The sequence below is a fragment of the Gemmatimonadaceae bacterium genome (genome assembly GCA_020846935.1).
In the GTDB taxonomy this organism is placed as follows: Bacteria; Gemmatimonadota; Gemmatimonadetes; order Gemmatimonadales; family Gemmatimonadaceae; genus RBC101.
Window position 1 is genome coordinate 51,855 of the sequence record JADLCY010000001.1, and the last position, 25,066, is coordinate 76,920.

A 25,066-nucleotide genomic window follows, 5' to 3' on the forward strand; every position below is an offset into this window, starting at 1 on the left:
GATGCCGGCGCCGCGCGTGCTCGTCGCCTTCGCCCTCGCGGCGGTCCCGATGATGGGGTCGCACGCGCAGGGCGCCGCGCCCAGCGAGCAGGTCGTTGCCGTGGCCACGCGCCGCCTGGCCCGCGGCACGGTTCTCACCACCGCGGACTTCACGATCACGCGCGCGATGGTTCGTGGCGTCGACTCGCTGGCGCGCGCCGGCTGGGTCACGCGCCGAGTCATCGAGGCCGGCGAAGTGCTCCGACGCCCTGCCGTGGCTCCGCGCCCCATGGTGGTCGCCGGTCAGCCCGTGCTCTTCGTGATGGAAGAACCAGGCCTCCGCCTCACGCTGGATGGACGCGCCGTGGGCGCCGGGGAACTCGGCGATCAGGTCGCCGTCCGCCTGGGCGCCAACCGCACGGTCGAAGGTACGGTCACCGGAGCCGGCGAAGTGACGCGCTCCGTTCCCCCGAGGATCCAATGATTCACCACTGCGATGTCATCGCAACGCCGCGTCGCGTGACGGTCATCCCGACCGTTCCGGCCGCAGAGCCCGCACCAAAGGTTCCGCGCCTGGCGATCGCCGCCGCGGCCGTCGTGGCGCTGCTCGTACTCGGTGCCGCCCAACTGGGCGCGCAGGCCGCCGCGCGACCCGACTCGGCGAAGGCCGCACCGGCCGCGCGCAACCTCAACTGGACGTCGGACCGCCGCACGTTCGCCGTCGGCGATGTCATCCAGGTGCTGGTGGACGAATACGCGCTCGCGCAGGCGACCAAGGACAACACGAACAGTGCATCGCGGAGCCGCCAGCTTGGCGTGCAGGTCGAGCCGCCGTCGCTGCCGGGCTCCGGGGCCGCGATCGGCGACGTCGCCGGCAGCGTGCAGACCGGAGATGCCGGTGCCTCCATGCAGCGCGGCAACGCCACCCGCAACACGCGCTACGTGGGCCAGCTCGCGGTACGCGTGGTCGCCGTGACGCCCGAAGGGCTCCTGCAGGTGAAGGGCACCAAGATGATCGACGTGGACAAGAACAAGGCGACACTGACCCTGTCCGGCTTCCTCCGCCCCATCGACGTCGGTTCGCGCGACGCTGTGGGCTCCGAGGCCATCGCCGACGCCCAGATCTCCTACAGCGCGAAGGGCTCGCTGGGCAAACCGAAGAACGGGCTCGTCGGCAAACTCATCGGACTCTTCTGGCCGTGACGCACCCCGCCCCCCTCCGTTCCCCCCTCCGCATCGCGCTGGCCATCGGGCTGGCGCACGCGGCGTTTTGTGTCGATGCGGCCCGGGCCCAGGCCGTCCCCATCCGTGACCTCGTCGTCGACCATCAGGCGGTGCCGGTAAGGCTCGTCGGATACGGCATCGTCACCGGCCTCTCCGGTACGGGCGACAATGCCTTCGCCGGCCGCGGGTCGCAACACACCGTGCAGAGTGTCGCGAACCTCCTGCGCCGCTTTGACATCATCGTCCCGCCGGAACTGCTGCGCACGCGGAATGTCGCGGCGGTGCTCGTCACCGCCGAGGCCTCGCCGTATCTGAGGCCGGGCGGACGGTTCGACGTGCAGGTGAGCTCGGTCGGCGATGCGCGATCGCTGCGTGGTGGCGTCCTGTGGATGACGCCGCTCGTCGCCGAAGCCGGCGGCAAGGCGATGGCGACCGCACAGGGCGAACTGCTCGTCGATGACACCGACGTCGCACGCCGACGCGTCGGCTTCGCCGCGGCGAGCGCAAAGCTCGCCAACGGTGGCCTGCTCGAAGTGGACCTGCCACGCCCGCAGTTCACGGCGTCGAGCACGCTCATCCTGCGCCAACCCGACATCGGCGTCGCCGCACGCATGGCCGCCGTGATCGACTCGGTGATGGGCAAAGAGACCGCCAGGGTTGAAGACCCGGGCGCGGTCACCTTGACCCTCGGCGACAGCGCCGGTGGACCGGCCGCGGCGCTCGCACGCATCCGTGACCTCAAGGTCGAGATTCAGCGCGTCGCGCGCATCGTGATCGACCAGCGCTCCGGGACCGTCGTCGCCGGCGGCGACCTCACGCTGGGGCCCGGGATGGTTTCCGTGGGAGGCCTCGCGCTCTCGATCGGTGCAGCCTCCGCCGATACTTCGACGCAGGGGCCGCCAGGTCAGGTCCGCGTGCCGACCGGTGCGACGGTCCAGCAGCTGGCTGCCGCGCTGCACGCCGTGAGAACACCACCGCAACAGGTGGCGCTCGTCTTCGAAGCCCTGCGCAACGTCGGGGCGCTCTCCGCTGAGGTGATTGCCCGATGAACCCGATTGGCAGGGACGCAGGGCCCATCACGCCCGCGGGTGACGATCGCCGCCTGCGCGAGGCCGCGCGCGCACTCGAGGGCGTGTTCGTGGCGCAGTTGTTCAAGGCCATGCGCGAGACCGTTCCGCAGGACGGCGCGCTCTCGGGCGGCGCCGGCGAAGAGATGTTCAGCAGCATGCTCGATGAGCGCATGGCCGACCTCGTGCCGACGCAATGGAACAGCGACCTCGGTGACGCGCTCCTCAGGCAGTTCCGCACCCGCCTCGCCCCGACCCAGGGCGCCGACCCGTCCGCACCGTGAACGCGATCGTCCATCCCCCGACGCCGCTCACGCCGGCACAGCAGGCACAGCGGACGACGTTCGTCAACGGACTCACCGATGCGCTCCGCAGCGAACGTCGCCTGATCGATGAGCTGGTGACCGCGATGCACCAACAGCGAGAGGCCGTGGCCGCCGACGACCTCGCGTCGATCGACGACTCGGTCTTTGCCGTGCAGCGCATCCTCCTCACGCTCGGCGAGGCGCGCAAGCGTCGTCGAACGCTCAACGAGCGCCTCGGCCAGCCCGGGGACCTGCCCTTGCGCGACCTCATCGCCGCGCTCGGCCCCTCGGCAACCGAAGAGCTGCGGGTCGCGCGCGATGACCTTCAGGTCGCTGCCCAGCGCCTGGCGCGTGACGTGGCGACCAACCGCCAGATCCTGCGCGAGGCGCTGGCGACGGGCGAAGAGACCGTGCGGTCGCTCGCAGGCGCGGCGGCACCGCGCGTGGGCTATGGGGAGAAGGTCGGCGCCAACACCGGTGCGCAGCACGCGTCGTACCTCGTGAACCGGCGGGCCTAGTGTCGACCTTCGGCAGCATCCTCAGCATCGCGCGCGGCGCGATCGCGTCGCACCAGGCCGCGATCCAGACCACGTCGCACAACCTCGCCAATGCCGAAACCGAGGGGTTCTCGCGGCAGCGCGTGGAGCTGGTGCCGTCCACACCGCAACGATTCCCCTTCTACAGCATCGGGACCGGCGTGTCCATCTCGGACATCGTCCGGTATCGCGATCAGCTGCTGGACAACACGTACCGCCGGGAGGTCGGAAACAGCGAGGCCTTTTCGCTGCGACGCGACCTGATGTCCGAGATCGAGTCGGTGCTCGGCGAGCCAAGCGACACCGGACTCGCCGCCACGCTCGACGAGTTCTGGAATGCGTGGGCCGACCTGTCGAACAATCCCGGCAACGGCGCCGCCCAGGGTGTCGTTCGCCAGCGCGGTGCGCAGGCGGCGTACATGCTCAATACGTTCGCCACCCAGTTGGCGGACCTGGGCAACCGCACGCGTTCGCGCATGTCCGACACCGTCGACCAGATCAACGGGCTCGCCCAGCAGGTGGCCACGCTGAATCGCCAGATCACGGCCGCCGAGGTGGGGGGTCAGCAGGCGCCCGACCTGCGCGACCAGCGCGATCGCCTGGCCGACCAGCTCGCAAAGCTCACCGGCGCCCGCACGGAGCCGCAGGCCAACGGGACGGTGGGGGTGCACCTCGGGACGATGATGCTCGTCGACGCGGCAAACGCGCGTACCCTCGAAGCACGCGGCGGCACGCAGGTCTCGCTCGGCATGAAGGGCGATCCTGATCCGCTGGTGGGTGTGACCGGCCCCCTCGCGGCGATGGTCGACTTCATCAACACCGATCTGCCCTCCGTCACCGGACGCCTCGACCAGCTCGCCCGGGCGCTCGTGAACGGAGTGAACGAATACCACATGAGCGGGTGGACCGCCGCCGGTGACGCGTTAGGCAATTCCAACTGGGTGCCGGCCAACGGACCGACCGGCTCGCGCGTCGCCTTCTTCGATCCGGCGTTCGTGAGCGCCGGCACCATCCGACTGTCCTCGGCAGTAGTGGCGAATGCCGCCGTGATCGCCTCGGGCGACGTGCAGAACGCGCCGGGGAACAATACCATCGCGCTTGCGGTCGCTGCCCTTCGCAACGACACCGGCGTGGACGCGCTGCGCACGCGCATGGGTGCAGCGTTCGCCACGCAGGTCGGCCTCGCCACCGACACGTCGTACCTCGACCACTACACCCAGGTCGTCACCGATGTCGGGGTCTCGGTCGACGAGTCCGGCAACCAGTTCGCCATCTACGACACGCTCGCGCGCCAGGCCGATACGCGCCGAGCGTCGGTGAGCGGCGTCTCCATCGACGAGGAGCTGACGCTCCTCATGCGGCACCAGCAGGCCTACGCGGCGGCCGCGAAGCTCGTGAAGGCAGCCGACGAGATGGCGCAGGTCATCCTGGGGATGGTCTAGCGATGCTCATCCTCAGTCGGAAACCCGGTGACGCGGTCCTCATCGCGGGCGGGATTCGCATCGTCGTGCTGGCCTCCGACCGGCGCGGCGTTCGCATCGGCATCGAGGCGCCGCCGCACGTGAACATCGTGCGCGAGGAAATCGTGGCACAGGTGGCGGACGCCAACCGCAGCGCCACGGCTGGCGCGGACGCGAGGGCGCTGGTCGGCGGCGTCAAGTCCACCGGGTAATGCCCTCTCACGCGAGACGCACCCGCCGATACTCCATGCAGCGCTCACTCCTGACCTTCGCCTGATCCCGGCCGTCTCGTGTTTCAGATCATCGGACTCGTCGTGGTGCTTGGCTCCGTCATCGCGGGCTACACCATGCACCACGGAAAGCTGGGCGTCCTCTGGCAGCCCACCGAATTCATCATCATCGGTGGCGCTGGGCTTGGCTCGTTCATCATGGCCAACCCGCCGAGTGTGCTCAAGGCGTCGATTGCCGCGTCCGTCGCGCTGCTCAAGCCCAACCCGTTCACCCGGAAGGCGTATGGCGAGCTGCTGCAGGCGCTCTTCGAGGTGTTCCAGACCGCCCGCAAGGACGGACTGATCGCGCTCGAGGCGCACATCGAAGACCCGAAACAGAGCGCGATCTTCTCGAAGTACCCCGGCTTCCTGCACCATCACCACGCCGTGGTGTTTCTCTGCGATACGCTCAAGGTGCTCCTCACGGGCGCGGTGGAGGATCACCACCTCGCCGAGATTCTCGACCTCGACCTCGAGCGCCTCCACGAAGAGGAGCATCAGGTGCCCAACGCGATCACGCAGGTGAGCGACGCCATGCCGGGCTTCGGCATCGTCGCCGCGGTGCTCGGCGTCGTGATCACCATGGGCTCGATCGGGGGCGCGGCCTCGGAAATCGGCAACAAGGTGGCCGCCGCGCTCGTCGGCACGTTCCTCGGCATCCTGCTCTCGTACGGCATGATCGGCCCGTTCGCCAAGGCGATCGAGGCCCGCCAGCGCGCCGAGGGCGCGTACATGTCGTGCATCCGGACCGCGCTGCTCTCGTTCGCCCGCGGCGATGCGCCGATGACCTGCGTGGAGTTCGCGCGGCGCAACATCGAGCCCGTCGATCGGCCAAGCTTTGCCGAACTCGAAGGGTTGACCCGAAGGAAGGCAGCGTAGCGTGGCCAAGGGCGGCAGCAAGGTCGTCATCGTCAAGAAGGTGAAGAAGGGCGGCCACGGACACCACGGCGGCTCGTGGAAGGTCGCCTACGCCGACTTCGTGACGGCGATGATGGCCTTCTTCATGGTGATGTGGATCCTCGGCATGGACGAGAACACGCGGAAGGCCATCGAGGGGTACTTCTCCAATCCCATCGGCTTCAAGAAGGGCTACTCGTCAGGCTCGAGCCCCCTCGCGTCCGGCTCGTCGCCCGCGTCGGTGCAGCAGCAGGCCATGCAGATCGCCCTGCGGTCGCTCCAGCAGCGCCGCTTCGAGGAAATCAAGGCGATGCTGGCCACGCGCGTGGACTCGCTCGCTGCGCGCGGCGCGTTCCGTTCGAAGGTCGAGATCACTCTGACCAATGCCGGGCTGCGCATCGAGCTGATCGAGAACCAGCAGGGCAACACCTTCTTCGACTTCGGCTCATCGCGCATGAAGCCCCAGGGTGAGCTGGCGCTGAAAGTGGTGGCCGAGGAGCTGGTCGGGATGGAGAATCCACTGGTCATCGAGGGGCACACCGATGCCGCGCAATACACGCGACCCGACTACAGCAACTGGGAACTGTCGAGCGAACGGGCCAACGCGGCACGACGGTTTCTCGAGCGCGTGGGGATTCCGAGGTCCCGCATCGTCGAGGTGAACGGCCTGGCGGACACGCAGCCCAAGTACCCGCTCGATCCCATGAATCCGTCCAACCGGCGTATCTCGATTCTGCTGCCCTACATCACGGCGCCGCAGCCGGCGACGCTCGAAGCGCTCAAGGAGCGGCTGGGGACGGCTGCCGGCGGCTGAGCAGCGCACGATTTGCCGCTCCTGCTGGTGATGTCGTCATGCGCCAACGCACCGCATGAATCGCGGTGGCATTGGTCGCATCAGCGGACGCACACAGTGACCGTCCACGTTGGCCCAGTTCGCGCCGCGTGCCGTCTTGCCGGCGAAACGAGACCGAGGCCGCCGCTACCGACAACGCTCGCGCCAGGCCTCTTGCTCGGCGTGACTCGTCCAGAGCGCCGCGAGATCCCACTGCCCGTCGCTTTGAACCTCGCAGTCCCGCGGCACGAGCGCCTCGGCATCCGCGGCTCGGCGCGACGGCGATGACCAACGCCGGCTTCGTCATCGAGAGATGCGAATCGGATCGATTCGATATGGGCTGGAACGTTTTGTTATAGCGCCAGAAGCTTGCTATATTCTCGTAACTCGTTGCCTGTGAAGTAGTTGCATGGGCGTCTTGAAATGGTGCCGGTCTTGCCAAGGAGATGATGCGTGGCCACGCAAACTCTCGTTCATCCTCCTTCTCCCAAGACCCCTCGACCAATGCGTATCAACCTGATCGCTCCCCTCGCGCTGTTCGCCGCGCTCATCCTGTCCGCCTGCGCCGACAGCCCTGTTTCGCCCCTCACCGACGACGTGACCGCAGCGGCCTCAAAGGGCTCCGACAACTCCGGTTCCGCGACATCGGCCGGCCGCATCCGCGTCTTCGCGCAGTTGACGGCACCCACGAGCGCGCCGTACGTGAGCGCCAGGGGCAAGGCCAAGTGGGACTCGCGCAACAACAACACGAAGCGCGAGTTCGAGATCGAAGCGGAGCACCTCCCCGCGGGCCTCGTCGTCGAGTTCTACCTTGCCGGAGCCAGCCTTGGCAAGGCGACCACCAACACGTTCGGCAAGGCGCAGTTGAACTTCAGCACCCAGCTCGGTCAGCCGGTACCGATTTCGGTCTCGGGTGCGACGGCCGAAGTGAAGACCGCGGCAGGTGTCGTCATCGTCAGGGGCGCGTTCGCCAGGTAGTGGACAGCAGGTCATCGACCCGGTCGCGCAGGGCGCACGCACTTCGTGTCGTCCTGCGCGATCGGGATTCTACCGAGGAGAAGATCGTATGCGTTTCCGCCATGCCGCCGTGCTGGCTCTGGTCGCCGTGGTCACCATCGTCGCGGGGTGCGCGGATGCCGCAGTCGACCCCCAGGCGCCGCTAACGCCGACCGCGCGCGATACGAGCCTGCTGGTGAACTCGCTGTCGCCCGCCCCCGGCGCGCCTGCCATCGCGAATCCCGTGGTCGCGTTCTACGCGAAGGCGGGCGACAGCCGCCAGGCCTTCATGTACTACCGCTCGCGTCCGGGTCGATCCGACTCCACAGTCTTCATCCGGTTCCGCGTCTCGAAAGGATCGTTGCTCAGCCGTCCAAACGGGACACCGTTCGTGGATGGTGACTCGATCCTCATCACGATGACCCTGATCGATCCTGCCAGGCTCATCGTCCGGTTCGAGCCGTCCGGTCTGCGTTTCGCGCCGCTGGATCCGGCGGACATCAAGTTCAACTTTCGCGAGACCAACGACGACCGCAATGGCGACGGGGTCGTCGACGGCACTGACGCGACGTACACGTCGCTGCTCTCGATCTGGAAGCGCGAGAACGTCTCGGCGCCGTGGCTGAAGCAGAGCAGCGTCCTCGCTCCGGCGCTTCATGAGATCGAGGCCGACGTCACCGGCTTCACCGACTACATCATCGCCTGGTGACCAGATGGCGAGTGCTGCGAGTGCGGAAGGCTCAACGGACGGCGGGGCGCCGGCCATGACACCGGCCACGTTGCTGGTGCATGGCATCAGTGACTCTTTCGGCGAGCTCTGGCCCCGGATCGCGGCGGAAGTCGGGCTCGGGTACGCACACACACGCACCGCTCCCAGGGGCGTCGATCCCACGCGCACCGTCGTCCTCCTCGCGGCCGGCGGCGAAGAGACGGCGCTCGCGCGTGCCGCGCGCGAACTCCGGGCCGACGGGGAGGTCACGTTCGCCGCCGTCGCCGCCGAAGCTGGCCATCGCCTCGCGGCGTCGGTGCTGCGTGCCGGGGCCGATCAGCTCTTCGTCATCCCCGAAGACCTCGACCTGCTGCGCGCATGGATCAAGGATGCGTCCGAACGCCTGCTCTTCCACGAGCATCGACGCTCCTTCGCGGCGACCGAGACCCGAAAGTACACGTTCGAAGGCATCCTCGGCGCCAGCGGCTCGCTCGCCGCCGCGCTGGAGCGCGTGGCCAAGGTGATCCCGCACAGCAACGTCACGGTGCTGGTCACGGGGGAAACCGGCACCGGCAAGGAACTCATTGCCCGCGCGATCCACTACAACGGACCGCGCCGGGAAATGCCGTTTGTCGACATCAACTGCGCGGCGCTGCCCGAACACCTGCTCGAGAGCGATCTGTTCGGCCACGAGAAGGGCGCGTTCACCGACGCGTCGGCCACCAAGCCTGGGCTCTTTGAGATGGCGCAGGGCGGGTCGATCTTCCTGGACGAAGTCGGCCACCTCGCGCTCCCCCTGCAAGGGAAGTTGCTGCGTGCGCTGCAGGAGCGGAGCATCCGCCGCGTTGGCGGTGTGCGGAACATCCCGATCGACGTGCGGGTCATTGCCGCAACGCACGTGAACCTCGAGGCCGCCGTGCGCGCTGGCGAGTTCCGCGAGGATCTCTACTATCGGCTCAACGTCCTGCCCGTCGCGCTGCCGCCTCTGCGCGATCGGCACGAGGACATCATCCCGCTCGCGCGACTGTTCCTCGCCCGGTTCGCGTCCGAGTACGGGGTTCCGCGACCGGAGCTGAGTCCGCGCGCTGCCAGCGCGCTGCGCCACCGAGCATGGCCCGGCAACATCCGCGAGCTGCGAAACGTCATCGAACGCACGATCCTCCTCGCGGACAAGGCAGTGCTCGAGCCCGAGGACTTCGAGTTCGAGACGATGGGCAACGACCGGCGGCTCACGGCCACGCAGCCACCCATCGCCCTCGCCGACATCATCCGCGATGCCGTGCGTGAGGCACTCGAACGCTGCGGCGGCAACAAGAGCGAAGCCGCGCGTCGGCTCGGCATCTCACGCCCGCGGCTGGTTCGTCTCCTCGAAGGAGACCACGATGCCTGACGGGTCGAGCGAGCTCCGGGAGGTGCGCGTGCAGGCGCAGCGACTCGCCGATGCCGGTGCCTGGACCGACGCGGGTGCGCTGCTGCTCGCGCACCGGGACGGGGTGCGCGCGTATCCGGACACTGCGGCCCTGCTTGCCGAATCCCTGGTCCGCACCGGGCGCGCGCGCGAGGCCCGCGAATGGCTCGCGCTCGTGCTGCCATCCATCGAGGTGAGTGACGACAGAGCGAGCCTGCGACGCGCGACGGTGCTCAATGGCGCCGCGCACTTCGTGCTCGGGGAGCTCGACGTCGCCCGCGCCGGGTTCAACGACGCCATGGAGCTCGCTCGCGTCGACGGCGACGACGCGCTGGTCGCCCGCGCCATGAACAACCTCGGCGCGATTGCCAACATCGAAGGGGATCGCACCGGGGCTCTGGCACTCTACAACCTCGCCATCTCGGCGCACCAGCGCACGGGCAACACGCGCGGGCTCGCGGAGTGCTTCCACAACATGGCGATCACGTACCGCGATCTTGGTCGCTTGCGTGAGGCTGACGAACTCGAGCTGCGCAGCATCGAGTTCGGGCGCGATGCCGGGCAGCCGTTGATCGTCTCCATTGCGCGGTTGGGACGCGCTGAACTCGCGCTGCGACGCGGCGATCCCACCTTTGCCGAAGCCACGGCGAGACATGCCGCCGTCGCATTCGCCGCCGCGGGCGACGTCGTGCGCGAGGCGGAGGCGCACCGGCTGGCGGGCCTGGCCTGTACCATGAGCGGCAACTTCGCCGAAGCCCGCACCTTGCTCGACTTCGCCGTGGAGCGCTCGCAGCTCCATGGAGCCGTCCTGCACCAGGCCGAGTCCCTGCGCGCGCGCGCGGAACTCGCGGCGGCGGCAGGTGACACCAGCGCCGCCCTCACGGACGCCCGCAGAGCGCTCGTGTTGTTCGACCAACTCCGGGCAGCCGATGAATGCGAGGCGCTCCGCCGATGGATCGCCGCTACTGACGCCGCCGCTCCACCTCCGGCGTCCCCCTGACGGCGCCGCGCGCGTCGCCTAACGCGGCGCGTCTATGGGAGGGCGTCGTGTCGCGGGCAGACATCGGCGGCCGGTTCGCCGCGGGGTGATGAGCCGATGTGGAAGGTCGTCTCGGGATCGCCCGCGATCACGCGGCGGCCAGTCGCTCCTTCGACCACTCGACGGCCACCAGGTACAGTTCCCCGAGCTGACGCGGATCCATGCCGATGGCATCGGACTCGGCGTGCACGACGTCCCAACGCCCCTGCTCCCACGCCTCCAGCAGCGAGAGCACGCCCGCATACGGCCCCGACCGCACCAGCAGCGCGCGACGAATCTCGGGCGCGAGATCGATGCGCTCGAGCAACTCGCTGAGCGGCGTCCGCAACAGCGCATCGAGCAGCGAAAACAGCCCAACCATGAACAGCGACTCGGCGCCTCGGCGATCGCCCGACCGCCGACCGATCAGCTCCGCCAGGTGCGCGCGCGTGAGCGCCGTACGCACCAGTTCCACGTCGGTCCCGCCACGAGCAGCGATCGACGAGACCAGCAACAGCGACAGCCACTTGTGCAGCTCGCCACGCCCCACCATCCGCACGGCGTGCCGGATCGACTCGATGCCCTGCCCTCCCATCGATGCAGAGTTCACCGTCCGGAGCAACTTGACGGTCAGCGAGACGTCGCCGCGGAAGGCGTCTTCCAGCTGCGCATCACTGGATTCGGCATTTCGGAGCAGGTTCATCAGCTGCAGGATCGTGACGTGGCCGGCGGCCAGCTCGCGACGCGACAGCAGCTCGGGTCGCTGGTAGTAATAGCCCTGGAAGAGCCTGAACCCCATGCTCCGACACGCCGCCTCGACTTCCCGCGTCTCGACGCGCTCCGCCAACAGCATGAGTGAACGACCGCGCAGCTGGCCGGCCACGGCGGCAATCTCGTCGAACGCGCGTCCGAGCACATCCACCTTCACCACGTGCACCAGGTCGAGGAGCGGCTCGTGAGCCGGCGTGTACACAAAGTCATCCAGCGCCACCGTATACCCGGCATCCACGAGCGCCTGAACCGCCGCGATCACTTCGGCGTCTGGCGCAACCGATTCGAGGATCTCGATCACGACGCGCGCAGGATCAAAGAGCGACCACGTGCGCTGAACCAGCATGTCGCGCGTGAAGTTCAGGTAGGCGCGGGATTCTCCCGTCACCCGGTCGAGCCCGATGTTGAGGAAGGTTTGCACCAACACCTCGGCGGCCATCACGTCCGCCGTCGCGTCGGTCGCGCTCTGACTGTTCCCCGACTTGCGATACAGCAATTCGTAGCCAGCGATGCGGCCGTCGCGCTCGAAGATCGGCTGCCTCGCCATGAAAACGTCGAAGCAGGCAGAGGCTTCCGTGAGATCGGGTTGTGCAGTCATGGGGGCAGAGCGCGAGAAGCTCAGGTCGCTGGCCAGGGAGGCACCTCTCGGCCAGTATCGACCGGAAGCGGCCGCGACTTGTATCACCCCCGGGCCGGGGTTAGTCTTTGCCTCCCGGGTCGCCTGTTCCCCGGACCGCGCGAGTAGCTCAGCTGGATAGAGCGTCGGCCTCCGGAGCCGAAGGTCGTGGGTTCGAATCCCGCCTCGCGCATGCTCCCGCACCGCACCCAAGTCGCTGCCGGCTCGTGCCTTAGGCTGGTCTCGCAGCTCGGAGTGGGGCGGCGAGCACGTGTGCTCGGCATCACACTGGCCGCCCCCTTCTATATGAAGAGCCGTCGCTGACCGGGAGCGGGGAGGTCCCGCGAATGACGCCCGCCCCTGCCGACCGTCATATTGCCGTCATCGACGGCGTTTCCGATGTTGCACCGGGCGCAACACAGGCCGACCAGGGTGGGCTGAGCAACAGGTGCCGGCCGCCAACATTGGACGTTTCTTGCTCGACCCATTCTGGATCTATAGCTTCGCCCTGCCGCGCGCGGGATCGCCGAGGCGGTTCGCACACCGGTACCCGACGTAGTGACTGACGTGGATATAGCCGATCTCAAGCGCAAGTCGGTGGCCGAGTTGCAGACGCTCGCCACGGATCTCCTCGTGGAAGACACCACGGGCCTGCGAAAGCAGGACCTGATCTTTCGCATCGAGCAGCGGCTGCTGGACCAGAAGGTCGTGCTCCGCAGCGAAGGCGTGCTCGAGATCCTCACTGAGGGCTACGGGTTCCTGCGCAGCCAGGACTGGAGCTACCTGCACGGGCCCGACGACATCTACGTCTCGCCGTCGCAGATCAAGCGCTTCGATCTGCGCACGGGAGACACGATCCATGGCGAGGTGCGCCCTCCCAAGCAATGGGAGCGTTATCTCGCCCTGCTCAAGGTCGACACGATCAACGGCGACGAGCCGGACCCGTCCAGACCGCGGCTCATCTTCGAAAACCTGAGGCCGCGGTATCCGGATCAGCGCCTGCGGCTCGAGAACGGTGACCTGTCGATGCGGGTCGTCGATCTCGTGGCGCCGATCGGCAAGGGACAGCGGGGGTTGATCGTGGCGCCCCCGCGTGCCGGCAAGACGATCCTCCTGCAGAAGATGGCCAACGCCATCGTCCAGAACCATCCCGAGGTATCGCTCATCGTGCTGCTGATCGACGAGCGGCCCGAAGAGGTGACGGACTTCCACGAGAGCGTTCCCGGCGCCGAGGTGATCAGCTCGACCTTCGACGAACCGGCGGAACGGCACGTGCTGGTGGCCGAGATGGTGATCGAGAAGGCCAAGCGGCTCGTCGAGCACGGCAAGGACGTGGTGATCCTGCTCGACTCGATCACGCGCCTTGCCCGCGCCCACAACGCGGTGATCCCGCAATCCGGCAAGCTGCTCTCCGGCGGTCTCGATGCGTCGGCGATGCAGAAACCCAAGAAGTTCTTCGGCTCGGCGCGCAAGATCGACGACGGCGGGTCACTCACCATCGTCGCGACCGCGCTGATCGAAACGGGCTCCCGCATGGACGAGGTCATCTTCGAGGAGTTCAAGGGCACCGGCAACATGGAGTTGGTGCTGAGTCGCGAGATCGGCAACAAGCGCATCTGGCCGGCGATCGACATCAACAAGTCGGGCACGCGCCGCGAGGAGCTTCTCCTCGATCGCGAGGAGATGAACCGCGTCTACCTGCTGCGCACATTCCTGGGTGACATGCCGTCCGACGAAGCGATCACCTTCCTGACCAAGCAGCTGCTGCGCTCGAAGACGAATCGCGAGTTCTTCGTGCAGATGGCGCAGGGGTGAACGCCGTCACGCCACGAGACGGAGTGGTGCCCGCCGGGGACGCCCCCGAAGCTCCGACACGCGTGCTGGCGATCGATTACGGGGAACGGCGCATCGGGCTCGCCATCAGCGACCCCACGCGCACCATCGCTTCCCCCGCGGGCTTCATCGTGCGCCGTCCCGGCAAGCGGCCGCCCGTGGCCGAGCTGATGCGACGCGCCGCCGAGCTCGAAGCCGGTGCCTTTGTCATTGGGTTGCCACTCGACGGCGACGGCAACGACACACCCCGCGCAACCGAGGTGCGGCGCATCGGCGAGGAGATCGTCAGGCGCACGGGTTGCCCGGTGCGCCTGGTCGACGAGCGCTACACCACAGCCGCCGCGCTGCGCGCGGTGCGCGACCTCGGGGGCTCGGCCGAGGGGCGCAAGGGAGACGTCGACGCGCTTGCCGCCACGATCCTGCTGCAACACGCCCTGCGCGTCGCAGAACTGGAGTCCGAAGCCGCCCGGGGCGAGCGCTCATGATGATGGCCCGTCGTCTCCGCCGTCGAAGCGCCCTGCCGCGCATCGGTGGCTTCGTTGCTGCCGGCGTGTTTGCGCTCGCGGCATTCAGTGCGTGTACCGGTGATGACACGCCGCGACGAGTGGTGATCCCGGCCGGCAGCACGTTCCGCGTGGCCGCCGATTCGTTAGGCGCGCGCGGGGTGATCCGCTTCCCCCGCTTGTTCACCTGGTACGCTTCGGCAACCGACCGCGATCGCTCGATACGCGCCGGGACGTATCAGTTCACCTCCAACCAGTCGTGGAGCGAACTGCTTGCCGCGCTGGCTGCCGGCCGGGGACTCATCCGGTCCGTGACGATCCCCGAGGGCTGGAACCTCGGGAAGATCGTCCCGCAGCTGGCGCGCGTGCTCGAAGTTCCGGTGGACTCGGTGGAGGCGGCCGTTCGCGATAGCGCGCTCCGACATCGACTCGACGTCCCGACGCCCACCCTCGAAGGCTACCTCTTTCCCGACACCTACGCGTTCCCTCCCGGCGCCTCGGCGCGCGACGCGGTGGGGGCCATGGTCGCCCGCTTCGAGAGCATGTGGAAGCCCGAGTGGACCGAGCAGGGGCGCGCCATGAAGATGACGCGCCACGACCTCGTGACGCTCGCCGCGATCATCGAGACGGAGGCGAGGGTTCCCGAGGAGCGGCCCGTCATCTCCGCGGTCTATCACAATCGACTGAAGGTCGGCATGCGACTCCAGGCCGACCCGACGGTGCAGTACGCGTTAGGCAGGCATGTCGAGCGCGTGCTGTACAAGGACCTGGAGGTCGACTCCCGGTACAACACGTATCGATACACCGGTCTGCCTCCAGGACCGATCGCGTCGCCCGGCGCGCCGAGCATGGCGGCCGCGGCGGGCCCAGCCAGTGTGCCGTTCCTGTACTTCGTCGCGCACCCGGACGGGCACCACGAGTTTCGACGCACGTTCCGGGAGCACGCCGCGGCCATTCGCGAGGTCAGGCGGGCCGCTCGGCCCGCTGCCGCTCGCTAGCTTCGTTCTCATGTCGTCGCACGCCGAGGCCGTGGTGTCGCCCAAGGGCGCCCTCCGCTGGACGTCCGGGCATCCGTGGATCTTTCGCAGCGACGTCGTTCGGTTTCCCGACGTGGATGCGGGGGCCGTTCGGGTTGTCGACCGCAAGGGAGCCGTCCTCGGCTGGGCGTTGTGGAGTCCACGCTCGGAGATCGCGCTGCGCCTCCTGACGCGCGACGCGGGAGCCACCATCGATGCCCAATGGTGGCACGCGCGACTCGCGGAGGCCGTGGAGCGACGCCGGGCGCTCGAGGGACTGACCACCGCCTGTCGGCTGGTGCATGGCGAGGGTGACGGCCTCCCCTCGCTCGTGTGCGACCGGTTCGACCGCTGGCTCGTGGTCCAACTGCTGAGTGCGGGCGTCGAACGGTACCGCACCGACATCTGCGACGCCCTGCAGACGATCACCGGGTGTCAGGGCATCCTGGCGCGGAATGACCCCGGCATCCGCGAGAAGGAAGGACTCCCGCGCGCCACGGAGCTGCTGCGTGGCGACGTGCCCCATGAGATCGAAGTCGACGAACATGGCGTGCGCTACCTCGCCGCGCCGTGGACCGGCCAGAAGACCGGGGCGTTTCTCGACCAGCGCGAGAACCGCGTGCGCATCGGCGGGCTGACCCGCGGTCGCGCGCTCGACTGCTTCAGCTATCACGGATCGTTCGCCCTGCACCTCGCGCGGAGCGCCACCTCGGTAGTCGCCATCGACTCCTCTGCGGACGCCCTGGCCCGTGCCCGCGCGAACGCCGAGCGCAATGAGCTGGCCAACATCGAGTTCGTGGAGGCCAACGCGTTTGATTGGCTCCGTGACGCCGAACGCTCCGGAGCACGGTTCGAGACCGTGGTGGTGGACCCGCCGGCGTTTGCAAAGAACCGCGCGTCCCTGGGAAACGCGCTGCGCGGGTACCACGAGATCAACCTGCGTGCGATGCGCCTGCTTGCGCCCGGAGGCCTCATGTTCACCGCCAGTTGCAGCTACCACCTCACCAAGCCCCGCTTCCTGGAGATGCTGGAGGGCGCGGCGGCCGACAGCGGTCGCCGCATGGCTCTGCGCGAGCTGACCGGCCAGCCACTCGACCACCCGGAGATCCTGTCGATTCCCGAAACCGGGTATCTCAAGGGGGCGCTGGTTGAGGCGATGGGCGAGGGGCGTTAGGCGCGGGGGCCTCGCCTTTTCCCGTTCCCCACGCCCTATTCTCCGGGAGTCGCCGACTCCGTGGCTCCCCTCCCGGCTCACCGACCGCACCCATGCGCCTCACCCTGAGTCTCGCGATCGCGCTCCTCGTCCCCGTGGTGGATCCGGGCGCACAACCGCTGCGATGGTACAAGGGCAATACGCACACCCACACGCTCAACAGCGACGGAGACACGGCACCGGATGAGGTGGCACGATGGTATCGGGAGCACGGGTACCACTTCCTGTTCCTCACCGACCACAACTTCCTGACCTCCGTCGACGGCCTGAACGCGCTGATGGGCGCCGACGAGCGATTCCTGATCATTCCCGGCGAAGAGGTCACCGACCGCTACGACGGCGCTCCGATCCACATCAACGGGCTCGCGGTGAACCGCCTCGTGGCGCCACAGGGTGGAACGAGCGTGAGTGACGTCATTCAGCGCGATGTGAACGCCATTCGAGCCGCGGCGGGACTCCCGCACCTGAACCACCCCAACTTTGGCTGGGCGGTGACCGCGGCCGACATCAAGCGCATACAGAACGACCGGCTCTTCGAGATCTTCAACGGACATCCCCTCGTGAACAACGACGGCGGGGGTGGTCGGCCCGGGCTCGAAGAGATGTGGGACGACATTCTTTCCTCGGGCAAGTTGCTCTATGGCCTCGCCACCGACGACGCCCACCATTTCAAGCGCCCCTGGGATCCGACCGCCTCCAGCCCCGGCAAAGGCTGGATCTGGGTGCGCGCAGCGCGACTCGGCGCCCGCGAGATCGTGGACGCGATCGAACGCGGGGACTTCTACGCCTCCACCGGCGTGGAACTGAGCGACATCTCCTACGCCGGTGGCCGGATGCACGTCGCGGTGAAGCCGGCGACCTCGAGCAAGTACCGCATCCGCTTCATTGGCCGCGATGGCCGCGTGCTCAAGGAAGTCGGAGACTCGACTGCGGAGTATCGGGTGACGGGCAACGAGGGCTATGTGCGCGCGGTCGTGCTCGAGTCCAACGGCAAGCGAGCGTGGGGACAGCCCGTGTTCGTCAGGTAGCGCTCAACGAAGCACCGGGCTCGCTGCCTTCTGCGGGCTCAGCCTCGCGGTCGTTGCCGCATGCCGCGAGTGAGCCCGGCGCAGGCCGCAGGCGCTGCCGAAGGGCATGGCGTGGCGCTGGTCGCATGGATCGTCAGCGGACAGACGCACATCGCGGGCAGAAGTAGGTCGAGCGCCCCGTCTGCACGATGCGCGTGATCGGTGTGCCGCACCGCCGGCAGGGACGGCCTTCGCGGTCGTAGACGTTGAAGCGCACCGCGTCGCTCACGCCGCCCGCGCCGTAGTAGCGCTCCGGATGCGCGAGGGCCTTCTGCATCGCGCGCTTGACCCCGAGCACGAGCCGTCGGAGCGCGGCGGGGCCGAGGCGGTTCGCCGCTGCGCGAGGGTCGAGACGCGCGTACCAGAGGGCCTCGCTTGCGTAGATGTTGCCGATGCCGGCGACCTTACGCTGGTCGAGCAGGGCCGGCTTGACGGGGCCTCGTTTCGTGCGGAACCACGCACCGAGTGAGGTCGCGTTGAATGCGGGGGAATTGGCCTCGGGCCCAAGCGCGGCGAGCAGCACCTCGCCGGCGTCGTGTAGCGTGATGGTGGCGAGCGCCCGCGAGTCCACGAGGACCAGCGAGGCGCCGGTGTCGAGCTCCAGCACGACGCGCGCATGCGGCGGGAGCGGGGCGCCAGCGTCCCGGACCGCCCAGTCGCCGTTGAGCCGAAAGTGCACGACGAGCGCCCGGCCGCTGCCGAGCCGAATCACCTGGTACTTCCCCCGACGGTTCACCGCGACGACGCGTTCGCCGGCGACGCGACGTTGGGCAGCGACCGGGAGTGCGCGACGCTGCGAGCGGTGCAACACGCGCACGCGGGAAATGCGGCGGCCCTCGAGCGCCAACCGCGCGAGACGTGCGGCGTATTCGACCTCGGGCAGCTCGGGCATCGTCAGGCCTGCGGTGCCGTGCCTGGCGGGGTGAGCCGCTTTCGCCAGTAGCGCGCCAGCCCGAACCACGACGAGTGGATCGCGTCCCGTTCGATCCAGCGCACGCGTTCGGGTGGCAGGCCCTCACTGACCAGGGCGAATTGCTCCTCGAGAAAACGATCGGCGCGCGCGTCGTCGGGTCCGGGTTGCTCGAGTGACGCACGCACCGCGTCGCTCCAGGCGAGGAGGCGCGTCCACATGGCTTCGATGTGCGCGCGCGGGTCGCGCACCTCACCGAAGTGGGTGAGGAGCAGCGACTCGGGCCGCCAGTCGAGGATCGCGTCGAGCGAGGGGCGCCAGGCCTCGAGGTCGATGTCGGGTGGGGGCGTGACGGGGAGTGCCGGCGTGTCGTGCTGCGTGGCTTCGCCGGTGACGTCCCCGGTCCAGGCGACGCCGGCGTGCTCGTCGAGGTAGGCCACGTGATGTACGGCGTGGCCCGGCGTGGCTGCCACACGCCATCGCCGCCGGCCAGGCGTCAGGCGTTCGCCGCCGCGTAGCAAGACGAGGTTCTCGTGAGGCACGGGGAGGAACTCGCCCCAGCGTCGCTCCATGTCGTCCTGGTAGATGCGACGGGCGCTCTCGAGCAGCCGCGTGGGGTCGGCCATGTGCGGCGCACCGCGCTCGTGCACGTACACGCGCACCCGCGGGCTTGCCCGCACGAGCGATCCGGTGATGCCGGCGTGGTCCAGGTGAATGTGCGTCAGGAACACGTGTCGCACGTCGCTGAGCCGCGCGCCGCTCGCCGTGAGAATGTCCTCGAGCGCCTCGCGACACGAGCTGGGTCCGGGGTCGACGATGCCCAGCCCGTCGTCGGTCTCGACGAGACAGACGGCGATGGCCTCCGCGCGTCCGAGGTGGCGCAGGTCGCCGTAGGTGAGCCCTTCGCGCACCCGGGTGATCATGCCAGGGTCTCGTAAGGCATTACGAGTACGTGCATGTGGTCGTCGACTCCTAAAGATTCCTTGCTCGACAGGCTTGCGCGCCTGACGAGCGCACCTATGTTTGTCACAGCCTAACCAGCGTTGAGCGCATGGCCGCGCAGCCGCGATCCCTGAAGTACGAGTACGACTGCTATGTGGAGGCCGAGATCGAGAACTATAAGGACTCGATCCCGCGGTCGACGATCCTCCGGATCGGCGACGAGGCCGTGTGCAACATCCGCGAGAGCGAGCAGGGCGGGTTCGGCGAGCTGCTCCTCTGCACCGAGGTCGATCGCATCATCCGCAAGCGGCTCCGCCTCCCCTCCTACGCCACCTGGCGGCGCCGGCGCCTCAAGCTCATCGAGGCCTATCGCCGCCCCGAACACTGGGGCATGAGCGCCGACGCACCACTCGTCCGCGCCGTCCCCGCCGTCGCCGAAGCGCACGTGCTCGTGCTCGGCACGCAGGAAGAGGGAACCACGCTCTACCTTGCGGCCAATGGGTGCCAGGTCACCACGGTCGAAGACGACCCCGACATGGTCGACCGCGTGATCCTCACCGCGAGCCAATGCGGCCTGCTCGGCCGTGTCCACGGCAAGGTCTCGTCACTCGACAACTGGGTGCCCGACGTGCCGCTCCACGCCGTCGTGTCCTCGCCGGCCGCCTTCGATCGCCTCTCGCTCGACGAGCGCCATCGCGTCATCGAAATCCTCAAGAGCGCCACGCTCGACGGCGGCGTTCACCTGGTCCGTGCGCTCGCCGCCGGCGATGCCGTCCTCGACCTCGATGAACTGCGCCAGCGCTATCAGGGATGGGACGTCGCGATCGCTGAGCAAGGCACGTCATTCCTCGCGCGCAAGAACATCGCGGCGTAGCAATGTACGGCGTGTGGAAAATCGAGAGATCCGCGCCGAATCAGCTCTCCTCGGGGCTCAGCATCCTCTCAGCGGAGTAGCTGCAGTCGCGCTTGCCAGTGTGCTTGGGCAAGGCTGCGTATCCACTCGGTGTCACACCGACACAGGTGTACCCTTGAGCACGTGTCACTTCGCGACGAACCGGACCTGACACAGCGCGCTCCAGGACCGTGCCTATGGGGCACGACGGTGACTCTCGTGTCGTAATCTCGCGGCACGCGATGTGCTTTCTCGATGTGCGGAGAGGACTCTCTCCCCGTCCGGCCGCAGTCGGCGAACCGTTCTCGCCGAGGGCGGCCGGATTTGCGTGTGGCACCCGGGAGTGAAGGATCGGAATCCGCCGCGGTGTCCGCACCGTACATCAGACGGAGGACGAAAGGACGAGGAGCTTATGCGAACGAGCGAGAACAACGAGAACGACCAGGAGCCAATGGGCATCGTGATCTCGGGCGGAAGTCGCGCCCCTGCCACGCCCCGTTTGTGGGCCTACGTGTGGGGGCAGTTCGAGGAGCCCGCGCCGGCATCAGGACAGGCGACGGAGGTCCGCGCCGCCTGACACGTCGTTCGCGCACACAAAAAAGCCGGCGCTTTCGCGTCGGCTTTTTTGTTGATTGGGACCACGTGCGCGTTAGCGCTTCTTCTTCGCGGCCTTCTTCTTGGTGGCCTTCTTCGCAGCCTTCTTCTTCGCAGCCATGAGAAAATCTCCTGGTCTGTGGTTTCGCCGGTCCATTCCCCCGGTGGAGTGGTCGGCAGCAACCGGACAATCCCTCGCCCGGCTGTTCTGTCGCGCCCGAACCGCGGCGCACATCTGCGAGGACTACCAATACCGCCAGTCAGCCCGCGTGCCCTGAACCTCGCTGCACCGCATCACGCAGCACTTGACGAACAGGCCTACAGTTCTGACCGGCAACAATCTATAACAGCGGATGCAAGTCCGTAAAGTTGACCGCGTGAAAAATCTTCAAGCGGCTTTCCATGGGTGGGACGTCGTCGATGGCGTTCGAGTCACGAAGACTCGCGCCGGCCGCGCGAACGATGGCGCGGGAAGCCCGCTGATGCGGCGGGGGCGAACGTGGTGCTGAGCGTGCGACGATGTGGTCGTCGGCAGATCCGGCTCCGCTGGACGCGTTGCGCGAATATAGGAACCGGAGCGAGCGCGCGTCAATGATGCTGGCGCCTGCCGCATGTGGCAACGATGTTCAACGCAGTCGCTCTCCCCTTCACCATCACCCCCAATGGACCTCGGCCTAACGAACAGAATCGCCCTCGTCAGCGGGGCGTCTTCGGGTCTCGGACTCGCGATCGCCCGCGAACTGAGTCAGGAAGGCGCAAGCGTGGCGATGGTTGCCAGACGCCAGGATCTCCTGCAGCGCGAGGCGGCGGCAATCACCGCTGCTACCGGCCGTCGCGTCCTTCCGGTCGCGGCCGACCTCACGCACAAGGACGAGGTCGAGAAGGCGGTCGCCTTTGTCGAACATGCCCTGGGCCCCATCGACATCCTCGTCGCCAACGCCGGTGGCCCACCGTCCACCACGTTCGACTCCACCACCGACGAGCAATACCTCGCCGCGCTCAACCTGAACCTGCTCAGCGCCATTCGCCTGGCCCACGCCGTGGTGCCGGAGATGCGCGACCGAAAGTGGGGTCGCGTGATCTTTCTCTCCTCCATGGCGGCCAAGCAGCCCGTGCCGGGCCTCATTCTGTCGAACACCGCGCGCTCGGGCCTTCTGGGTTTTGCCAAGACGCTCGCCTCCGAGGTGGCGAAAGACGGCGTGCTGGTGAACACCGTCATGCCGGGCCACTTCGACACCGACCGGGCGATCGAGCTGGCGAAGATGCGCTCCGTTCGCGAGAAGGTGCCGATCGAACAGGTCCTGGCCGCGAGGTCCGCCGGCATTCCGCTCGGACGCTCGGGCGACCCACGCGAGTTCGCGGCCGTCGTCGCGTTCCTCGCCAGCGACCGCGCCAGCTTCGTCACCGGCACCGCGATTCAGGTGGATGGTGGCCAGATCGCCGGGGTGGTCTGAGCCAACCGGAACACGTGCGTGCTCATCCTGGCCCGTAGTGGCTACCCGGTGCAGCCCTCGCCGCACAGCTTTCGCGAGGATTCGCTCGTGGTGATCATCGTACCCCTTCACCTACCCGTCCGCACTTGAAGGCCCTCGTCAAGGAAACTGCTGCCCCCGGATTCGCCCTGCGCGACGTCCCTGTCCCGGCGATTCTCGACAACGAGGTGCTCATCCGTGTGCGCGCCGCGGGTGTCTGCGGGACGGACGTGCACATCTTTGCGTGGGACGACTGGGCCGCGGGGCGCTGCAATCCGCCCTTCACCGTCGGGCACGAGTTTGCCGGTGAGGTCGCCGACGTGGGGAAGCTCGTCACCGACGTCAAGGTCGGCGATCGCGTCACCGCCGAGGGCCACATCGTGTGCGGTCGATGCCACCTGTGCCGCACGGGAAATGCGCACGTGTGTCCCAACACACGGATCATCGGCGTCGACCGCAACGGCTGCTTTGCCGAATACATCTCGATGCCGGCGACCAACGTCTGGCACCTCGACGCCAACATCCCGTTCGAGATCGGTGGCATCCACGATCCGATGGGGAATGCGTTCCACACGGCGCTGCACGGTACCGAGATCCCGGGCGCGACGGTCCTGGTGACCGGCTGCGGGCCGATCGGCATCTTTGCCGTCGGTATCTGCGTGGCGGCCGGCGCGTCACGCGTGATTGCGAGCGACGTGAACCCCCGCCGCCTCGCCCTGGCCAAACAGATGGGGGCGCACGACACGGTAACGCCTGCCGAACTGTCTGCGACCGTCGATCGCACGACCGATGGCCTTGGCGTCGACGTCGTGCTGGAGATGAGTGGCGTGCCCGCGGCGATCCACCAGGCGTTTGCCGAGGTGCGCGACGGAGGCCGCGTCCAGATGCTGGGGATTCCGTCCAAACCGTTCGAGATCAACCTCGCGACGGAGGTGATCTTCAACGGGATCACCATCTATGGCGTGGTCGGCCGGCGGATGTACGACACCTGGATCCAGATGACGCAGTTCCTGCGTTCTGGAAAGTTCGACCCCGCACCGGTGATCACGCACCGCTATCCCCTGGAACAGTTCAATGAGGCGATGCACGTGATCCAGAGTGGCGACGCCGGCAAGGTCGTCTTCGAGATCGGGTGATCGCCGTACCCATTCGCCTTCATTCCGCACATGCTGAACTCGCAGTTTGACGCCGGGCTCCGAGCGACCATCGAGCAGCTCAAGGCCGACAAGGTCTACAAGCGCCTCAACTACCTCGACTCGCCGCAGGCCGCGCGCGTGCAGATGGAAGGCCGAGGCGAGGTGCTGATTCTCTCGTCCAACAACTACCTGGGCCTATGCAATGAGCCCGGCATCGTGCAGGCGGGGATCGAGGGGCTCACTCGCTACGGTGCGGGCACCGGCAGCGTGCGATTCATCTGCGGGACGTTCACGGTCCATCGCGAACTCGAGCAGGCGCTGGCGCGGTTCGTGGGCACACCGGCCTCCATGTCGTTCGTGTCGGCGTGGGCGGCCAACGAGGGCTTGACCTCCACCATCGTCGAGGAGGGTGACTTCGTCATCTCCGACGAGCTGAATCACGCCTCGATCATCGACTCGATGCGCCTGGCCAAAGCCATCACGAAGTGCACCACCGGCGTGTACAAGCACTCCGACATGGACGACCTGGTCGCCAAACTCCGGGCGCGGAAGGATGCCAGGCGACGGCTGATCTGGACCGATGGCATCTTCTCGATGGAGGGGAGCATCGCGAAGCTCCCGGACATCCTCCAGGTCGCACGCGACCACGACGCCGTCGTCCTCATGGACGACTCGCACGCGACCGGCGTCCTTGGCGCCACGGGCCGCGGGACCGCCGAACACTGGGGCGTCGTCGGAGAGGTCGACGTGATCACGTCGACGCTGGGCAAAGCGGTTGGCGGCGCGGCCGGCGGATTCGTCGCCGGGTCGGAGGCGCTCTGCGATATGCTGACGCAGCGTTCACGTCCGCAGCTCTTCTCCAATGCGCTGCCTCCCACCGTGGCGGCGAGCGCCCTCGCGGCCGTCGAGTTCATCGAGGCTCACCCTGAGCGCGTGCAGGCTCTGCGCGACAACGCCACCTGGTTCCGGGAGCAGATCACCGAGGCAGGCTTCAAACCGATTCCCGGCGCGACCCCCATCGTCCCGATCATCGTCGGGGAAACGGCCGCCGCGATCCGGATGAGCGACATGCTGCTCGACGAAGGTGTATTCGTCACGGGCTTTGGCTTCCCCGTCGTCCCGCACGGCACCGCGCGCGTGCGTTGCCAGCTGTCAGCCGCCCACACCCGGGACGACCTCGAGTTCGCGGTGCGCGCGTTCAGAAAAGTCGGGGCAAGACTCGGTGTGATCTAGCCGGTCCAGCGGCCCGTCGTCTGCGCCTGTGCAGGAACGGCGTCCTGGCCCTCGCACCCTGCACCGGCGCATGCGCCAGACGGCCCGCTGAGCCGTCTGCATAACGAGCCTCCGCTTCAGTTCAGTGCGGTCACCCCGCTGCATGAAGCAGTGGACGTCCTCGACCCC

Annotated in this window: 26 protein-coding genes and 1 tRNA gene; 24 read left to right on the plus strand and 3 right to left on the minus strand. The window is 67.8% G+C overall.

Features of this window, described 5'->3' with window-relative positions; translation table 11 throughout:
- Window position 1 precedes the first annotated feature (1 nt).
- From flgA to IT361_00350, 13 genes are all read left to right on the plus strand, one after another.
- On the plus strand, window positions 2–463 hold the full coding sequence (flgA, locus tag IT361_00290; GenBank protein MCC6316095.1) for a flagellar basal body P-ring formation protein FlgA: 462 nt from the start codon (window positions 2–4) through the stop codon (window positions 461–463).
- Window positions 460–1,182, plus strand: coding sequence for a flagellar basal body L-ring protein FlgH (locus tag IT361_00295; GenBank protein ID MCC6316096.1), 723 nt, complete (start codon window positions 460–462; stop codon window positions 1,180–1,182). The genes flgA and IT361_00295 overlap by 4 nt, the downstream gene beginning before the upstream one ends.
- The gene (locus tag IT361_00300) at window positions 1,179–2,252 is read left to right on the plus strand and encodes a flagellar basal body P-ring protein FlgI (protein ID MCC6316097.1); all 1,074 of its coding nucleotides are present in this window, start codon (window positions 1,179–1,181) and stop codon (window positions 2,250–2,252) included. The genes IT361_00295 and IT361_00300 overlap by 4 nt, the downstream gene beginning before the upstream one ends.
- Window positions 2,249–2,554 carry a rod-binding protein gene (locus IT361_00305; protein ID MCC6316098.1) on the plus strand — a complete coding sequence of 102 codons (306 nt, stop codon included), beginning with the start codon at window positions 2,249–2,251 and terminating at the stop codon, window positions 2,552–2,554. Before IT361_00300 ends, IT361_00305 begins: the two co-directional genes overlap by 4 nt.
- Entirely contained in the window at window positions 2,551–3,093 is a 543-nt protein-coding gene (gene flgN, locus IT361_00310) for a flagellar export chaperone FlgN (protein MCC6316099.1), read from the plus strand. Before IT361_00305 ends, flgN begins: the two co-directional genes overlap by 4 nt.
- Entirely contained in the window at window positions 3,093–4,553 is a 1,461-nt protein-coding gene (gene flgK / locus IT361_00315; protein MCC6316100.1) for a flagellar hook-associated protein FlgK, read from the plus strand. Before flgN ends, flgK begins: the two co-directional genes overlap by 1 nt.
- 2 nt (window positions 4,554–4,555) lie before the next feature.
- On the plus strand, window positions 4,556–4,783 hold the full coding sequence (locus tag IT361_00320) for a carbon storage regulator (protein MCC6316101.1): 228 nt from the start codon (window positions 4,556–4,558) through the stop codon (window positions 4,781–4,783).
- Window positions 4,784–4,861: 78 nt separating this feature from the next.
- Complete coding sequence (gene motA, locus IT361_00325) at window positions 4,862–5,719, plus strand: flagellar motor stator protein MotA (protein MCC6316102.1); 858 nt, start codon at window positions 4,862–4,864, stop codon at window positions 5,717–5,719.
- A 1-nt stretch (window position 5,720) separates the two neighbouring features.
- Window positions 5,721–6,551 (plus strand): OmpA family protein, encoded by an 831-nt coding sequence (locus IT361_00330; protein MCC6316103.1) that lies wholly within the window; start codon window positions 5,721–5,723, stop codon window positions 6,549–6,551.
- Between the two features lie 522 nt (window positions 6,552–7,073).
- Window positions 7,074–7,547 (plus strand): hypothetical protein, encoded by a 474-nt coding sequence (locus tag IT361_00335; GenBank protein ID MCC6316104.1) that lies wholly within the window; start codon window positions 7,074–7,076, stop codon window positions 7,545–7,547.
- An 88-nt stretch (window positions 7,548–7,635) separates the two neighbouring features.
- Window positions 7,636–8,274 (plus strand): hypothetical protein, encoded by a 639-nt coding sequence (locus IT361_00340; protein MCC6316105.1) that lies wholly within the window; start codon window positions 7,636–7,638, stop codon window positions 8,272–8,274.
- A 55-nt stretch (window positions 8,275–8,329) separates the two neighbouring features.
- Window positions 8,330–9,664, plus strand: coding sequence for a sigma-54-dependent Fis family transcriptional regulator (locus IT361_00345; protein ID MCC6316106.1), 1,335 nt, complete (start codon window positions 8,330–8,332; stop codon window positions 9,662–9,664).
- Window positions 9,657–10,682, plus strand: coding sequence for a tetratricopeptide repeat protein (locus IT361_00350; GenBank protein MCC6316107.1), 1,026 nt, complete (start codon window positions 9,657–9,659; stop codon window positions 10,680–10,682). Before IT361_00345 ends, IT361_00350 begins: the two co-directional genes overlap by 8 nt.
- 127 nt (window positions 10,683–10,809) lie before the next feature.
- Here the strand turns inward: IT361_00350 and IT361_00355 are convergent, their stop codons facing one another.
- Window positions 10,810–12,069 carry an HDOD domain-containing protein gene (locus IT361_00355; protein MCC6316108.1) on the minus strand — a complete coding sequence of 420 codons (1,260 nt, stop codon included), beginning with the start codon at window positions 12,067–12,069 and terminating at the stop codon, window positions 10,810–10,812.
- 137 nt (window positions 12,070–12,206) lie between these two features.
- Here IT361_00355 and IT361_00360 point away from each other — a divergent pair.
- The 6 genes from IT361_00360 to IT361_00385 all read left to right on the plus strand — a co-directional run bounded on the left by IT361_00360 (window position 12,207) and on the right by IT361_00385 (window position 17,680).
- Window positions 12,207–12,280: transfer RNA gene (locus IT361_00360), tRNA-Arg, on the plus strand.
- Window positions 12,281–12,654: 374 nt separating this feature from the next.
- On the plus strand, window positions 12,655–13,902 hold the full coding sequence (gene rho / locus IT361_00365; GenBank protein MCC6316109.1) for a transcription termination factor Rho: 1,248 nt from the start codon (window positions 12,655–12,657) through the stop codon (window positions 13,900–13,902).
- Window positions 13,903–13,964: 62 nt separating this feature from the next.
- Window positions 13,965–14,405 carry a Holliday junction resolvase RuvX gene (ruvX, locus tag IT361_00370; GenBank protein MCC6316110.1) on the plus strand — a complete coding sequence of 147 codons (441 nt, stop codon included), beginning with the start codon at window positions 13,965–13,967 and terminating at the stop codon, window positions 14,403–14,405.
- A gap of 2 nt (window positions 14,406–14,407) precedes the next feature.
- Entirely contained in the window at window positions 14,408–15,421 is a 1,014-nt protein-coding gene (mltG, locus tag IT361_00375) for an endolytic transglycosylase MltG (GenBank protein MCC6316111.1), read from the plus strand.
- Window positions 15,422–15,431: 10 nt separating this feature from the next.
- A complete protein-coding gene (locus IT361_00380) occupies window positions 15,432–16,613 on the plus strand; it encodes a class I SAM-dependent rRNA methyltransferase (protein MCC6316112.1) in 1,182 nt (393 codons plus the stop codon).
- Between the two features lie 92 nt (window positions 16,614–16,705).
- Window positions 16,706–17,680 (plus strand): CehA/McbA family metallohydrolase, encoded by a 975-nt coding sequence (locus IT361_00385; GenBank protein MCC6316113.1) that lies wholly within the window; start codon window positions 16,706–16,708, stop codon window positions 17,678–17,680.
- Window positions 17,681–17,813: 133 nt separating this feature from the next.
- Here the strand turns inward: IT361_00385 and mutM are convergent, their stop codons facing one another.
- Entirely contained in the window at window positions 17,814–18,611 is a 798-nt protein-coding gene (mutM, locus tag IT361_00390; GenBank protein MCC6316114.1) for a bifunctional DNA-formamidopyrimidine glycosylase/DNA-(apurinic or apyrimidinic site) lyase, read from the minus strand.
- Window positions 18,612–18,613: 2 nt separating this feature from the next.
- Window positions 18,614–19,552 (minus strand): MBL fold metallo-hydrolase, encoded by a 939-nt coding sequence (locus IT361_00395; GenBank protein MCC6316115.1) that lies wholly within the window; start codon window positions 19,550–19,552, stop codon window positions 18,614–18,616.
- A 128-nt stretch (window positions 19,553–19,680) separates the two neighbouring features.
- Here IT361_00395 and IT361_00400 point away from each other — a divergent pair, with 128 nt between their 5' ends.
- The 5 genes from IT361_00400 to IT361_00420 all read left to right on the plus strand — a co-directional run bounded on the left by IT361_00400 (window position 19,681) and on the right by IT361_00420 (window position 24,898).
- Window positions 19,681–20,445, plus strand: coding sequence for a hypothetical protein (locus tag IT361_00400; protein MCC6316116.1), 765 nt, complete (start codon window positions 19,681–19,683; stop codon window positions 20,443–20,445).
- Between the two features lie 430 nt (window positions 20,446–20,875).
- Window positions 20,876–21,040: a hypothetical protein gene (locus IT361_00405; protein ID MCC6316117.1), complete on the plus strand. Its 165-nt coding sequence runs from the start codon at window positions 20,876–20,878 to the stop codon at window positions 21,038–21,040.
- A 679-nt stretch (window positions 21,041–21,719) separates the two neighbouring features.
- Window positions 21,720–22,511, plus strand: coding sequence for an SDR family oxidoreductase (locus tag IT361_00410; GenBank protein ID MCC6316118.1), 792 nt, complete (start codon window positions 21,720–21,722; stop codon window positions 22,509–22,511).
- A 125-nt stretch (window positions 22,512–22,636) separates the two neighbouring features.
- The gene (gene tdh / locus IT361_00415; GenBank protein MCC6316119.1) at window positions 22,637–23,665 is read left to right on the plus strand and encodes an L-threonine 3-dehydrogenase; all 1,029 of its coding nucleotides are present in this window, start codon (window positions 22,637–22,639) and stop codon (window positions 23,663–23,665) included.
- A 33-nt stretch (window positions 23,666–23,698) separates the two neighbouring features.
- Entirely contained in the window at window positions 23,699–24,898 is a 1,200-nt protein-coding gene (locus IT361_00420; protein ID MCC6316120.1) for a glycine C-acetyltransferase, read from the plus strand.
- The last annotated feature ends 168 nt before the right edge of the window (window positions 24,899–25,066 follow it).